This is a genomic window from Curtobacterium sp. MCJR17_055, from assembly GCF_003224335.1.
GTDB lineage: Bacteria > Actinomycetota > Actinomycetes > Actinomycetales > Microbacteriaceae > Curtobacterium.
On the sequence record NZ_QKLF01000004.1, the window covers coordinates 265,433 to 278,704 of the forward strand.

11 protein-coding genes and 1 tRNA gene are annotated in these 13,272 nt (G+C 70.9%); 8 read left to right on the plus strand and 4 right to left on the minus strand.

Annotated elements, in window-relative coordinates; genetic code table 11:
- The first annotated feature begins 35 nt into the window (after positions 1 to 35).
- The 6 genes from DEJ16_RS11065 to DEJ16_RS11090 all read left to right on the plus strand — a co-directional run bounded on the left by DEJ16_RS11065 (position 36) and on the right by DEJ16_RS11090 (position 6,387).
- On the plus strand, positions 36 to 1,277 hold the full coding sequence (locus tag DEJ16_RS11065; RefSeq protein WP_110824597.1) for an Rv2578c family radical SAM protein: 1,242 nt from the start codon (positions 36 to 38) through the stop codon (positions 1,275 to 1,277).
- A gap of 224 nt (positions 1,278 to 1,501) precedes the next feature.
- Positions 1,502 to 2,743, plus strand: coding sequence for a sensor histidine kinase (locus DEJ16_RS11070; protein ID WP_110824596.1), 1,242 nt, complete (start codon positions 1,502 to 1,504; stop codon positions 2,741 to 2,743).
- Positions 2,740 to 3,906, plus strand: coding sequence for a hypothetical protein (locus tag DEJ16_RS11075; RefSeq protein ID WP_110824595.1), 1,167 nt, complete (start codon positions 2,740 to 2,742; stop codon positions 3,904 to 3,906). The genes DEJ16_RS11070 and DEJ16_RS11075 overlap by 4 nt, the downstream gene beginning before the upstream one ends.
- Positions 3,893 to 4,594 (plus strand): response regulator, encoded by a 702-nt coding sequence (locus DEJ16_RS11080; RefSeq protein WP_258365935.1) that lies wholly within the window; start codon positions 3,893 to 3,895, stop codon positions 4,592 to 4,594. Before DEJ16_RS11075 ends, DEJ16_RS11080 begins: the two co-directional genes overlap by 14 nt.
- Complete coding sequence (locus DEJ16_RS11085; RefSeq protein WP_110824594.1) at positions 4,594 to 5,229, plus strand: thymidine kinase; 636 nt, start codon at positions 4,594 to 4,596, stop codon at positions 5,227 to 5,229. The genes DEJ16_RS11080 and DEJ16_RS11085 overlap by 1 nt, the downstream gene beginning before the upstream one ends.
- Positions 5,230 to 5,346: 117 nt before the next feature.
- On the plus strand, positions 5,347 to 6,387 hold the full coding sequence (locus tag DEJ16_RS11090) for an LLM class flavin-dependent oxidoreductase (protein ID WP_110824829.1): 1,041 nt from the start codon (positions 5,347 to 5,349) through the stop codon (positions 6,385 to 6,387).
- 232 nt (positions 6,388 to 6,619) lie between these two features.
- On the opposite strand, the gene DEJ16_RS11095 is transcribed toward DEJ16_RS11090, so the two are convergent.
- The 3 genes from DEJ16_RS11095 to DEJ16_RS11105 all read right to left on the minus strand — a co-directional run bounded on the left by DEJ16_RS11095 (position 6,620) and on the right by DEJ16_RS11105 (position 10,389).
- Positions 6,620 to 6,693 (minus strand) — tRNA-Pro (locus DEJ16_RS11095).
- Between the two features lie 109 nt (positions 6,694 to 6,802).
- Positions 6,803 to 7,756 (minus strand): metallophosphoesterase, encoded by a 954-nt coding sequence (locus tag DEJ16_RS11100; protein ID WP_110824593.1) that lies wholly within the window; start codon positions 7,754 to 7,756, stop codon positions 6,803 to 6,805.
- Entirely contained in the window at positions 7,753 to 10,389 is a 2,637-nt protein-coding gene (locus DEJ16_RS11105) for a transglycosylase domain-containing protein (protein WP_110824592.1), read from the minus strand. The genes DEJ16_RS11100 and DEJ16_RS11105 overlap by 4 nt, the downstream gene beginning before the upstream one ends.
- 50 nt (positions 10,390 to 10,439) lie before the next feature.
- Between DEJ16_RS11105 and DEJ16_RS15790 the strand changes: the two genes are divergently transcribed.
- Positions 10,440 to 10,598, plus strand: a complete 159-nt coding sequence (locus tag DEJ16_RS15790; RefSeq protein WP_181419563.1) for a hypothetical protein — start codon at positions 10,440 to 10,442, stop codon at positions 10,596 to 10,598.
- Positions 10,595 to 11,056: a RidA family protein gene (locus DEJ16_RS11110; protein WP_110824591.1), complete on the plus strand. Its 462-nt coding sequence runs from the start codon at positions 10,595 to 10,597 to the stop codon at positions 11,054 to 11,056. The genes DEJ16_RS15790 and DEJ16_RS11110 overlap by 4 nt, the downstream gene beginning before the upstream one ends.
- Positions 11,057 to 11,140: 84 nt before the next feature.
- On the opposite strand, the gene acs is transcribed toward DEJ16_RS11110, so the two are convergent.
- Positions 11,141 to 13,105 carry an acetate--CoA ligase gene (gene acs, locus DEJ16_RS11115; protein WP_110824590.1) on the minus strand — a complete coding sequence of 655 codons (1,965 nt, stop codon included), beginning with the start codon at positions 13,103 to 13,105 and terminating at the stop codon, positions 11,141 to 11,143.
- Positions 13,106 to 13,272: the final 167 nt, after the last annotated feature.

The window sequence follows — 13,272 nt, forward strand, 5'->3', positions numbered from 1 at the left end:
TTGCACCTCGTTCGAACATGTGTTCGAATGGGAGCATGCGTTGGGACGGGCAGGCGATCACGGCCGAGCGGAGCGACATGCTCCCCGGACTCGAGTCGAACAGCGGGTTCGTCCGGAGCGTGACGACCCCTGAGTTCGTCGGGGTGACCTTCCACGAGGTCCTGGCGAAGTCCGCGCTGAACAAGGTCGGGGGAGCGGACGGCGGCACGTGGGGGTGGACGATCAACCCCTACCGCGGCTGCAGTCATGCCTGCGTGTACTGCTTCGCCCGTCCGACCCACACCTACCTGGAGTTCGACGGCGGGGCGGACTTCGACCAGCAGATCGTCGTGAAGACGAACGTCGCCGACGTGCTCACTCGGGAACTCGCGAAGCCGAGCTGGGACCGGCACCCGGTCGCCCTCGGCACGAACACCGACCCGTACCAGCGCGCAGAGGGACGGTACCGGCTCATGCCCGGGATCATCCGCGCCCTGGCCGACTCCGGCACGCCCTTCAGCATCCTCACCAAGGGCAGTCTGCTCCGACGGGACATCCCGCTCCTGGTCGAAGCCGCGAAGTCCGTCCCGGTCGACATCGCGATGTCCATCGCGGTGTACGACGACGACCTGCAGCAGTCCGTCGAGCCCGGCACCCCGACGACCTCTGCACGCCTGGCCACGGTACGGGCGGTCCGCGACGCCGGGCTCGACTGCTCGGTGTTCCTCATGCCGGTCCTGCCGTACATCACGGACACGCGGGCGCACCTGCAGGACGCGGTCGGGCGCGCGGCTGCCTCCGGTGCGACGAGCCTGATGTACTCGGCGCTGCACCTCAAGCCCGGCATCAAGCCGTGGTGGTACGAGTGGCTGGGCCGGACGCACCCCGACCTCGTGGGGCGCTACCGGGCCATGTACCTCGACAACACGTACGCGCCGAAGGACTACCGGCGCTGGTTGGCCGAGCGGGTCCGGCCGATCCTGCACGAGCACGGCCTGTCCCTGGGGAAGGTCGACCCGGCGACCGGATCGATGGGGTTCTCGGACGACGCCGTGCCCCGGACGTCGGACCAGTCGCCGCTCAAGCGCGCGGACCCCGGGTACGCCCACCGCGCCGAGTACCGGCCGTCGAACGGGCTCGGCCCGGGCGCCGGGGCCCCCGGTGTGGCCGCTTCTGCCCCGGCCTCGGCGGGGGCGGGTCGGCCGACGGGCCCGACCCGGCTGACGGAGGCGACCCGTCCGACGGGTGCGGTCCGCGAGACGGGTGCGGTCCGCACGGCGGAACCGCGTCTCTTCTGATCGTCGATCCCGCTTCCGGGGGACAGTGGCCCGTCGGTGGTCGCCGTTACCATGGACGAGTCCGCCGCCTGGCGATCTGATCGGGGTACACACCAGCACCCATCGTGGTTGGATCGAAGACGGCGCCCCCGCCGCTGACGGACCACCCCACGGTCTGACGCGGCGGTGAGCACTCGGAGTCCGAGTGCTCCGTGTCCCCTCGACCGCACGGAAGGACAGCCCCGGTGCTCGGCATCCCCACGCATCTCGCGCCACGGGTGAACGCGTGGTCGACCGTGCGCGCCTTCCACGCAGCCGCGATCGGGTCCCTCGTCGCCGCTGCGCTCCTGCTGCTGCTCTACCGCGTCGACGCTCCGACGGACCACGTCCTCGGCGCGGTGCTCGCCGTGGTCCCCATGCTCGTGATGATCGGTGTGCACGTCCACGTCGGCACCTGGCGGTCGGCGGCTGCGTTCCTCGTCGTCGGGGGGATCTGCGCGTACTGGTTCGCGACCGTCGTGCAACGCGAACTCGCCGGGGTCCCGTGGGTCACCTCGTACCTGCTCTCCCTGGTCGTCGTGCCGCTCGTGCTCATCGGCGGCACCGGCAGCGGGACGCTCCGCGTGGTGCTCTGGTCGGTGTCCGGCTTCGTCGTGGGCCGGGTCGTGACGTCGGTCGTCGCCGCACAGGCCGGCGGCCCCGACCACCCGCTCGTGCTCGCGTGGGTGACGCTCGGGTTCGTCATCGGTCTCGTGGTGGCGGTGAACCGGTCGACCAGGCGGTCCGAGCGCATCCAACCCGAGCTGCTGCGGTCGGCCCGCGAAGAGCACGTGACGGCGTACCGGGCGGGGATCGAGGCCGAAGCCGCGGCGATCCTGCACGACACCGTCCTGAACCACCTCAACGCGATCGCGTTGGCGCCGGCCGGTCCGATGGACGAGCACCTCGTGCAGACGATGGAGGCGGACGTCGCGATGCTCACCGGGCGTGCCTGGCTCGCGGCGGACGGTCCGGCGGCGGACGACGGCGCCGACGACACGACCACGGTCGCGGTCGCGGCCTTCGACCGCATGCTCGACGAGCAACGGTCCACGGGGTTGCAGATCACCGTGACCGGTGACCCGGTGTCGGTCGCCCGGCTCGACCCACAGGCGATGACCGCGGTGCTCCGTGCGGTCGCCCAGTGCCTGACGAACGTCCGCAAGCACGCCGGCACCGACGCGGCCGAGGTCAGCGTCTTCGACGACGGCCTGGCGTGCACCGTGATGGTCGTGGACGACGGGCGCGGGTTCGACGAACAGGCCACCGGAGCCGACCGCATGGGGCTCCGCAACTCGGTCCGCGAGCGCATCGGCCGGGTCGGCGGGGACGTGCAGGTGTGGTCCTCGCCCGGGTCGGGGACGAGCGTCATGATGAGCGTGCCGTACGGGTCGGCGAACGCTCCCGTGCCCCTCCGACCGCACGACGACGTGGAGCGGGCCTCGTGAGCCGCACCACGCGCCGCGGTCCGGGACGACGGACCGCGCAGCAGTACGACCCGCTCGGCGCGATGGGGTCCCGACCGCTCGCGGTCGTCCTCGGCGCCGGCGGCGTGCTCTGGGCCTCCCTGGTGTCGATCCTCGACCGGGACGTGGTCGGCGCGCCGACGTTGAGCGCCCTGACCGTCCTGTTGCTCGCCGCCTCCGCGGTCGTCGTGTTCAGCGCCTCCAGTCCGTTCCGGGCGCCCTTCACCCGGTGGGCGTTCGTCGCCCACGTCGCACTGCTCGCGCTCGCGACCGTGACCGCGGCGGCCGCGCAGTGGGGTCCCGACCGGTCGCTCGTGAACGACTTCATGGTGCTGCTCGGTGCGATCGGCATCGTGGTCGTCGCCCCGTACCGTCCGTGGACGGACCTCGTCGCGGGCGGTCTCGCCCTCGCCGTCGTGGGGGCCGCCACCGGTGGGGCGGTCGCGTTCGTGCACCCTGCGGGCGTCCCGGTGCCGGTCGCGGCGTTCCTGGCTGCCGCTCCGACCCTCGTCCTCACCGCCGCGTCGGCCGTGTTCGCCCACACCTTCGCCGGTCTGGCGGAGCGCGTGCAGATCCGTGCGGGGTCGTACTCGGTGGAACGTGCCGAACGCGACGGCATCACGTCGAGCGTGCAGCAGGACCGGTCGACGATCCTCGCGCGGGACGTCGCCCCCTTCTTCGCCGAGCTCCGCACGCGGACGACGCTGACGGACGCGGACCGGGCGCGGGCACGGGCCATCGCCGACGGCATCCGGCAGGTCATGGTCGCCGAGGCGGACCGCACGTGGTTGGAGTACGCCGTGCGCATCGCGGGGGACCCCGCCGCCACCGTCGTCGACCCGCTCGGCCTCGCTGCGGCGATGGACGCCGACCAGCGGACCGTCGTCCGGACCTTCGTGCGCGTGGTGCTCGCGGCCGACACCGTCGACCCGGCCGGCGTCCGGGTGACGGTCGCGCCTCCCGACCCGTCGGCTGCGGGCAGCGCGGTCACGATGACCTTCGACGTCGCCGTGGCCGACTCCGACGTCGGCATCCACCGGGCGTTCGATCCGTACGTCGCCGTGCTCCGCGTGACGTTCCCGGACCTCGACGTCGCCGTCCGACCATCGTCCCTGACATTAAGGTTCTCGTATGACCAGCACTGACCCGACCCGGTTCCCGGAGGGCGGTCCCGCCATGCCGGCCCCGGGTTCCCGCCGGGTGCGTTTGGCCATCCTCGACGACCACGAGGTCCTGCTCGACAGCCTGTCGAGCTGGATCGCGGTGAACGCCTTCGACTTCGACCTGGCCCTCACCGCACACACCTGGCTCGAGATGGTGCACAGCGACAGCTTCCCGACCGACCTGGTGTTCCTCGACTTCCAGCTCAAGGAGCCGGTGTCGATCGAGGCCCGCGTCCGCACGTGCCGAGCAGCCGGGGCGAAGGTGATCGTCCTGTCGAGCGTCGACGCCCGCGAGTCCCGCGACCGCTCCCTCGCAGCCGGTGCGGCGGCGTTCCTCTCGAAGTCCCTGCCGATGCGCGAGGTGATGGACATCGCGCGTGAGGTGATGGGCGTGGCGCGCGAGACGCCGGCACAGCGCGAATGGCGTCCGCTGCCGACGGGGGCGAGCGCCCACCAGCGTCCGAAGCTCAGCCACGGCGAGGAGGAAGCGCTCCGCCTGTACGTGTCGGGCTACTCGACGAACGAGGTCGCGGCGCAGATGAACGTGCAGTACGAGACCGCCAAGACGTACCTCCGCCGTGTCCGTGAGAAGTACGCGAAGGTCGGCCGTCCGGCGTCGAAGAAGTCCGACCTCATCCGTCGCGCGGCGGAGGACGGGTTCCTCGCGTAGTGGCCAAGCTCTACTTCCGCTTCGGCGCGATGAACAGCGGCAAGAGCACCGGGCTCCTGCAGGCCGCGTACAACTACGAGGAGCGCGGCCAGCGCGTCCTGCTCGCCAAGCCCAGCGTCGACACCAAGGGCGACCGCGAGATCGTCTCGCGGCTCGGTGTGACGCGGACCGTGGACGTCGTGCTCCCCGCCGAGGCGGACGTCCGTGCTGCGGTGGCCGAGGCGGGCGCGACCGATCCGGAGTCGGCAGCACTCGACGGCATGGTCCGGCCGGTCAGCTGTGTGCTCGTGGACGAGGCGCAGTTCCTCACGCCCCGGCAGGTCGACGACCTGCTCCGGATCGCCGTCCTCGACGAGATCCCCGTCCTCGCGTACGGCATCCGCACCGACTTCCGCACCGAGGCGTTCCCCGGCAGCCGTCGCCTCCTCGAAGTCGCGCACTCCCTCGAGGAACTCAAGACCATCTGCCGCTGCGGGCGCAAGGCCGTGTTCAACGCCCGGAAAGTCGACGGCCGGTTCGTGTTCGACGGGTCACAGGTCGCGATCGACGGCGTCGACGTCGAGTACGAGTCACTCTGCGCCAACTGCTACCTCACCGAGTCCGGCGGCCGGTTGGACGGCGAGACCGGACACTGAGCCCGGTCCGGACAGGAGAGCCCGGTCCGGACAGGAGGCGCAGACCGGACCGATCCCGGGCCTCCCATCCAACACGTGTCCCGGAATGGGCGCGCGACGCGGCGCGTTGGTGTGGACATGAGTGACGCACCCCTGCACCTTTCCGTCCTCGACCTCGCGACGCGCGAGTACGGGCAGTCGAACACCGAGGCCCTGCAGGGCTCGATCGACATGGCCGTCCGGGCCGAACAGCTTGGCTACGAGCGCTTCTGGGTCGCGGAACACCACGGCATGCCGGGCATCACCTCGTCCGCGCCGGCGGTCTTGCTGAGCGCCGTTGGTGCCGCGACCTCCACGATTCGCATCGGTTCCGGTGGCGTCATGCTGCCGAACCACGCCCCGCTCGTCATCGCGGAGCAGTTCGGCACCCTCCGAGCGCTGTACGGCGACCGCGTCGACCTCGGCATCGGCCGCGCGCCCGGGACGGACGGGGCGACCGCGATGGCCCTCCGGCGGACGGACCGGCTCGACGTCGACGACTTCCCGCAGCAGCTGGCCGACCTGGTCGGCTTCTTCACCGGTATGGAGGAGTCGAACCCGCTCGCCCGCATCCGTGCCGTGCCCGGTTACGGCGACGTCCCGGAGTTCTGGCTGCTCGGGTCGTCGGGCTACAGTGCACAGGTCGCCGGGGCGCTGGGGATCCCGTTCGCCTTCGCGCACCACTTCGCGTCCGACAACACGGAGGCGGTGCTCGCGCTGTACCACCAGGCGTTCCGACCCTCGCGTTTCCGTTCCGAGCCGCTCGCGTTGATCGGCGTGCAGGTCGTCACCGACGAGGACCCGGCCGTCGTGGACGAGCAGAGCGCGCCCGGGATGATCTCGTTCATCCGCATGCGTCAGGGCGCGAAGCCCGAGCCGGTCTCGATGGAGGAGGCGCGCGCGTACGAGTTCTCCGACCTCGAGCGACGGTTCATCGCCGCCCGGACGGAACGTCAGGCGTACGGCTCCCGCGACCAGGTCGCGGCGAAGATCAACGAGTTGGTCGAGTCGACCGGCGCCGACGGGGTGATCGTCGCTCCCGGGGCCGCGCAGGCACGCTACCGGCACCAGGCGCTCGAGGTCGTGGCGGGGCTGCACGCCGAGGGGCGGCTCGTCCGGCCGGGCGTCGCCGTCGCCTGACGCCGCGCGGACCGGGTGCGCGTCAGCGCGCAGCTTGGACCGTCCGCACGACGCCGGCTTGCGCGACGCGGGCTTGCGTGGCGCGTTCTGGACGTGCACAACAGGAACCGGCCCGAACCACGGACTCCCGTGGTTCGGGCCGGTTCCTGTTGTGCCGACGAAGTCCGGCGGCGCCGGAGAACTCCGGGAACGGCGAAGGCCCCGGCTTCCTGAGAAGCCGGGGCCTTGTGTGTCGGGGTGACAGGATTTGAACCTGCGACCTCGTCGTCCCGAACGACGCGCGCTACCAAGCTGCGCCACACCCCGCGGTGTGATCACTCCGTTCCCGGAGCAACCCCAGAAGTCTATCCGATGATCGGGGGTGCTCACGACCACGCGGTGTCAGCCGGGCGCGTCGCGATCGACGGGGGAGCGGTCAGGTCCGGGCCGTCAGCGTGACGACGACCGCCTCCGGCCGGACGGCGAACCGCACGGGCGCGTAGATCGAGGTCCCGAGTCCGGCCGAGACGTTCAACCAGGACCAGTGCGTGCGGTTCTGCCACTGGTGCAGGCCGCTCGCGTACCGGCGCGGCAGGTCCGAGTTCGTCACGAGCGCGCCGACGCCCGGGACGGCCACCTGGCCGCCGTGCGTGTGCCCGGCGAAGACGATGTCCGCGCCCTGTGTCACGAAGGCGTCCAGGACGCGACGGTAGGGCGCGTGCGTGATGCCGATGGAGACGGGGGAGGGGCCGCTCTCGTCCTCCGACCACGGCACCTCGGAGCGCATCTCGTCGACGTTCGCCGGCAGGAGGTCGAGCCGGTCCCAGTCGCGGTGTGCGTCCGACGTGCCGAAGAGCTCGAAGCGTGACCCGCGGATCTCGACGGCGCGGGCGTGGTCGTTGAGGTCCAGCCACCCGAGGGACTCGAAGAAGGCCGTCTGGCGGTCCACGTCGAGCTTCGCCGGCTCGGCATGGGCCCGCATGGTGCTCGGCCCGGCGAGGTACTGCGCGGGGTTGCGGGGTGACGGTGCGAAGAAGTCGTTCGACCCGTAGACGAAGGCGCCCGGGATCCCGCGGAACGGCTCGAGGGCGTACTCGACGGCGGCGTTCGCGGTCGCGTGGCCGAGGTTGTCGCCGGTGTTCACGATGAAGTCCGGCTCGACCAGGCTGAGGTCGCGGATCCACTGCTGCTTGTCCGCCTGCCACGGGGCCATGTGGATGTCGGACAGGTGCAGGACGGTGACGTCCCGGGAGCCGACCGGCAGCACCGGGACGGTCTCCCACCGGAGGGTGTACGCGCGGCGCTCCACGAGGGAGCCCCAGGCGGCGGAGGCGACTCCGAGCGCGGCGCCCGCGGCGAGGACGCCGAGGGCACCACGCGCTCGGGTCACCGGCAGCCCTTCGGCGACTTGCCGTTCTTGTTGCCGTACACGGACAGGGTGATCCCGGTGTCCTTCGACACCGCCGTGCCCTGGCCGGGGTCGACCGCGGCCACGAGGCACTCGTTGTCGCCGTTCCCCTTGGGGTAGTCCTTCGACACGGAGACGTTCGTGAACCCGGCGTCGGCGAGGGCGTCCTGCGCGTCGCCGATCTGCTTGCCGGTCACCTCGGGGATGGCGGTCTGTGAACCGTCGGTCGTGTACACGGTCACGCTCGACCCCTTGGAGAGCTGCAGCCCGGCTGCCGGGTTGGTCGAGAGGACCGTGCCCGGCGTACCGCCGCCGGCCTGGACGCCGCCGTCCACGTAGGTCAGGCCGGCCGCTGCGATCGCTGCGCGAGCCGCCTCCGGGGTCTGACCCTGGACGTTCGGCACCGCGACGCTGTTGCCGCGGATTGCGGCGGGCGACGGGTCGGCGAACTGACCACCCGGGTACTGCGTGTTCACGATCGTCTGCGCCTGGCGCCACAGTGCCGTGCGGGAGCCGGCGTAGGCGCCGTTCGGGCCGTAGACGTAGCGGAGGTTCTGCTTGCCGACGGTGTTGCCCAACCACGCGGCGGTCGCGACCTTCGTGGTGGCCCCGACGAGCCAGATCTGGTCGGCCTCGTCAGTCGTACCGGTCTTGCCGAACTCGTCGAAGCCGTCCGCGGTCCGAGCACCGGGAGCGGTGCCGATGGTCATGACCTTCTTCAGCGCGTAGATGGCCGTCGCCGCGACCTGCGGGTCGATGGCCTGCGTGCAGTCCTTCTCCTGGCCGCCGAGGGACTTGCCGTCCGCGTTCGTCACGTTGTCGATCGCGATGGGACGGCAGAACGTGCCGTTGTTCGCGATGCCGGCGTAGGCCGCCGCCATGGTGAGCGGCGCGATGTAGTTCGTGCCCAGCACGAACGACGCGTTCGTCCGGACCGAGGTCGTCGTCTTCTTCGAGGTGTCGTCCGCGAACTCGGCCGAGGTCTCGCGCGGGGCGGCGAGGTGCACGCCGAGCGACTCCGCGGTCTTGCGGATGTCGCAGTAGTCGAGCTTCTGCGCCATGTTCACGTAGGAGACGTTCACCGAGCGGTAGGTCGCGTTCTCGACGGTCATGTTGCCGCCCTCACCGGGGGCGTCGTTCTTGGGCGTGTACGTCACTCCGACGGGGCTGCCGCACTGGTTGAAGCTCGGGAACGGTCGGGGAGTACCGTTCACGATCTCGCCGAGGCCGTGGCCGTTCTGCAGCCAGTTGAGGAGCGTGAACGGCTTGAACGTCGACCCGGTCTGGAAGCCCTCACCGCCGCCGTACCGCTCGTCGACGCTGTAGTTGATCCCCGTGTCGGTCGCCGGAGCGCAGGCGTTCGGGTCGGCGCCCTCGGTTCCGCAGCCCGCGAGCTGGTTGTAGTTCTTGTTCTGGACCATCGTGAGCACGCGGCCGGTGTCGGCTTCCACCGAGTTCAGGACCCCGCCCAGGGCGAGCCGGGCCTCGGTGTTCGGCGCGTAGGCGTTGATCAGGTCCTTCTGCGCGTTGTTGAGGTCGAGGTTCAGCGTGGTCTGGATCGTGTAGCCGCCGTTGCGCCAGGCGGCGTCGCGTGCCTTCTGGGTCGAGCCGAGCTGGGACATCTCCTTGACGACCTGCACCGCGTAGTCGCAGAAGAACTGGGATCCGTTGCCGGCGGCGGCCTTGCAGCCCTGGGTCGGGTCGGTCAGGTGCACGTAGTCGGCGGGCTTGGAGGCGATGGCCTCCTTGAAGTCCTTGGTGTTGATGTGCTTCTGGGCGTACATCGACTTCAAGATCACGTCACGCCGGGCGACGTTCGCTTCGTAGTACTTCGGGTCGGACAGGTTGCGCGTGTTCGGCGACTGCACGATCGCCAGGATCGAGGCGGCCTCGGCGGCGGTGAGGTCGGTGGCGCTCTTGCCGAAGTAGTGCTGCGCCGCGGCCTGGACGCCGTACGTCTGGTCACCGAAGTAGGCGATGTTCAGGTAGCCGGTGAGGATGTCCTTCTTCGGGTACTTCTTCGCCAGCCCGATCGCGAGCTTCATCTCCTCGAGCTTGCGGGAGACGGAGACCTTGGTCGCCTCGTTGTAGGCCTTGATCCGCTGCTCCTGCGTGGGGAGCTCGAGTGCCTGCTGCATCTTGATGTTGCGGACGAGCTGCATGGTGAGCGTCGACCCACCGCCGGAGTCGCCGAGGCCACCCCCGGCGACGGTGCCGACACCGGCGCGGACGAGCGAGGTCATGTCGACGCCGCCGTGGTGCCAGAAGCGCTTGTCCTCACCGTCGATCGCGGCGTTCTTGAGGTTCTCGCTGATCTGGTCGTACTTCAGCTCCTGGCGGTTCTGGTCGTAGACCGTCGCCAGGTGGGTCGGCTTGCCGCCCGAGTACGCCAGCACCTCGTTGCGCTGGGGCAGGTCGCCGAGCTCGATGTACTCGGGCAGCGACTCGAAGACGCCGATCGTCGAGGTCGTCGTGACACCGGCGACCGCGATCGCCGGCGTGACACCGATGGTGACGAGCAGGCCGGCGAGTGCGCTGAAACCGACGAAACCGACGAAGGCGCCGACTGCGGAGACGGGCTTGGTCCGGCGGGCAGACGTCTTCTGGGCAGACATAGGATGCAGCCTAAACGACACCTCGGACTGGAAAGCTGGCAAGGAACCGCATGAGCCGCTGGGAATACCTCACGACCCCGTTGATCATCCACAACACCACCGCCATCCTCAACAACTTCGGTGAGCAGGGCTGGGAACTGGTCCAGGTCGTCACCGGCCCGGAGGGCGGGCTCGTCGCCTACCTGAAGCGTCCGAAGGCCGAGGCATGAGCGTCGCCGAGCGCCTGACCGAGCTCGGCATCACGGTGCCGGAGGTCGCGGCTCCCGTCGCCGCGTACGTCCCCGCCGTCGTCTCCGGCGCACACGTCTTCACCGCTGGGCAGCTGCCGTTCGTCGACGGCGCCCTGCCGGTGACGGGCAAGGTCGGGTCAGCGGTCGACGCCGAGACGGCGACGGCGCAGGCCCGGGTGGCGGCGCTCAACGCCCTCGCCGCGGTGCAGAGCGTCGCCGGGTCGCTCGACCGGGTCGCCCGGGTCGTCAAGGTGACGGTCTTCGTGGCCTCCGACCCCTCGTTCACCGGGCAGCCGGCGGTCGCGAACGGAGCGTCGCAGCTCGTCGGCGACGTGTTCGGCGAAGCCGGCGTCCACGCGCGCAGCGCGGTCGGCGTCGCGGTCCTGCCGCTGGACGCACCGGTCGAGGTCGAGCTGGTCGTCGAGCTGACGGTCTGACCACCCACGGACGCGACGCGTCCGTGGGACGCAGGAAGGGCCTCCCGGCCGGTGTGACGGGAGGCCCTTCCTGCGTCCGCCCGGCTACATCAGGTCCGCGATGGTCGCCATGATCGTCGGGTCGGCCAGCGTCGTCGTGTCGCCGATGCGACGCCCCTCGGCCGCGTCGCGGAGGAGGCGGCGCATGATCTTGCCGGACCGCGTCTTCGGCAGCTCCGGGACGATGACGACCTGACGGGGCTTCGCGATCGGGCCGATCCGCTTGCCGACCCAGGAGCGCAGCTCGGCGGCGGAGGCCTCGCGGTCGACGCCCTCGGCCGCCTCGGCGGTGAGGATCACGAACGCGACGACGGCCTGCCCGGTCGTCTCGTCGGCGGCACCGACGACCGCTGCTTCGGCGACTCCCTCGTGTCCGACGAGCGCGGACTCGATCTCCGCGGTGGACAGTCGGTGCCCGGAGACGTTCATCACGTCGTCGACGCGTCCCTGCACCCAGATGTCGCCCTGGCCGTCGAGCCGGGCGCCGTCGCCGGCGAAGTAGCGGCCCGGGAACCGTGACCAGTACGTCTCGACGAAGCGGTCGTCGTCGCCCCAGATGCCGCGCGCCATCGACGGCCACGGCTCGGTGACGGTGAGGTAGCCGCTGCCGCCGGGACCCACGGGGGTGCCGTCCTCGTCCACGATCTCGGTGACGATCCCCGGCAGCGGGGTCTGTGCCGCGCCGGGCTTGAGCTTCGTCACGCCGGGCAGCGCCGAGATCATGATCGCGCCGGTCTCCGTCTGCCACCACGTGTCGACGATCGGGGTCCGGTCGTGGCCGATGACCTGCCGGTACCACTGCCACGCCTCGGGGTTGATCGGCTCGCCGACGCTGCCCAGCAGCCGGAGCGACTCGAGGCTGCGTGCTTCCGGGATCTGACGACCGGCCTTCATCGCGGCGCGGACCGCGGTCGGTGCCGTGTAGAGGACCGTGACCCCGTACGCGTCCACGATGTCCCACCAGCGACCGGGCTGTGGCTCGTCCGGCGTGCCCTCGTACAGGACCTGCGTCACGCCGTTCGCGAGGGGACCGTAGACGACGTACGTGTGACCGGTGATCCAGCCGATGTCGGCCGTGCACCAGTAGACGTCCTTCTCCGGGTGCATGTCGAAGACGTTCCGGTGCGTGTAGGCCGCCTGGGTGAGGTACCCGCCGGAGGTGTGCACGATGCCCTTCGGCTTCCCGGTCGTGCCCGAGGTGTACAGGATGAACAGGGGCGTCTCGGCGGGGAAGGCCTGCGCCTCGTGATCGGGAGCGGCGGCGGCGAACTCGTCGTGCCACCACCGGTCGCGGTCGGTCCAGGCGATCTCGTTGCCGCCGCGCTGCACGACGAGCACGTGCTCGACGCTGCCCGTGCCCTCGCCCTGCAGGGCCTCGTCCACGGCGGGCTTGAGCGGGGAGACGGCACCGCGACGCCATCCGCCGTCCGCGGTCACGACGACCTTCGCGCCGGCGTCCTCGATCCGGGCGCGGAGGCTCTCGGCGCTGAAGCCGCCGAAGACGACGGAGTGGATCGCGCCGAGCCGGGCGATCGCGAGCATCGTGACGACGGCCTCCGGGATGAGGGGGAGGTACACGACGACACGGTCACCACGCCCGACGCCGAGACCCTGCAGCATGTTCGCCGCGCGCTGCACGTCCGCCGTCAGCTCGGCGTAGGTGACGGTGCGGGTGTCGCCGTTCGCGCCCTCGAAGTGGATCGCGACGCGGTCGCCGTTGCCGGCGCGGACGTGCCGGTCGAGGCAGTTCTCGGCGACGTTGAGCTCCCCGTCCGCGAACCACCGGGCGAACGGTGCCCCGGACCAGTCGAGCGTCGTCGTGAAGGGCGTCCGCCAGTTGAGCAGGGCTCGGGACTGCTCCGCCCAGAACGCCACCCGGTCGGCGCTCGCGGCGTCGTGGAGGCCCTGGTCGGCGACGGCGTCCGCGACGAACTCGGGCGACGGTGGGAACGTCGTCGCGTCGTCGGAGGTGTCGGCCTGCTGTGGAGCGGCCTGCTGCGGAATCGTCATCGATGTCCTTTCGTCTCGTCCGCCCGGGACGCGGTCGGACCACCGAGGCAGACGACGACCGGGCGCAGTCGGAGACTACTCCCGACCGCGCTCCCGGCGGAGGACCCGGCCCGGTGCCGGCAGCGAGCGCCGTCCTGCGGTCCGGCCCGTCACCGCGGACCTGCCGG

Bases quoted from the DNA above. Each gene is read 5' to 3' on its own strand.
- DEJ16_RS11080 (WP_258365935.1), top strand. From the start codon at position 3,893: ATGACCAGCACTGACCCGACCCGGTTCCCGGAGGGCGGTCCCGCCATG.
- DEJ16_RS11065 (WP_110824597.1), top strand. From the start codon at position 36: ATGCGTTGGGACGGGCAGGCGATCACGGCCGAGCGGAGCGACATGCTC.
- DEJ16_RS15790 (WP_181419563.1), top strand. From the start codon at position 10,440: ATGAGCCGCTGGGAATACCTCACGACCCCGTTGATCATCCACAACACC.
- DEJ16_RS11110 (WP_110824591.1), top strand. From the start codon at position 10,595: ATGAGCGTCGCCGAGCGCCTGACCGAGCTCGGCATCACGGTGCCGGAG.
- DEJ16_RS11090 (WP_110824829.1), top strand. From the start codon at position 5,347: ATGAGTGACGCACCCCTGCACCTTTCCGTCCTCGACCTCGCGACGCGC.
- DEJ16_RS11105 (WP_110824592.1), bottom strand. From the start codon at position 10,389: ATGTCTGCCCAGAAGACGTCTGCCCGCCGGACCAAGCCCGTCTCCGCA.
- acs (WP_110824590.1), bottom strand. From the start codon at position 13,105: ATGACGATTCCGCAGCAGGCCGCTCCACAGCAGGCCGACACCTCCGAC.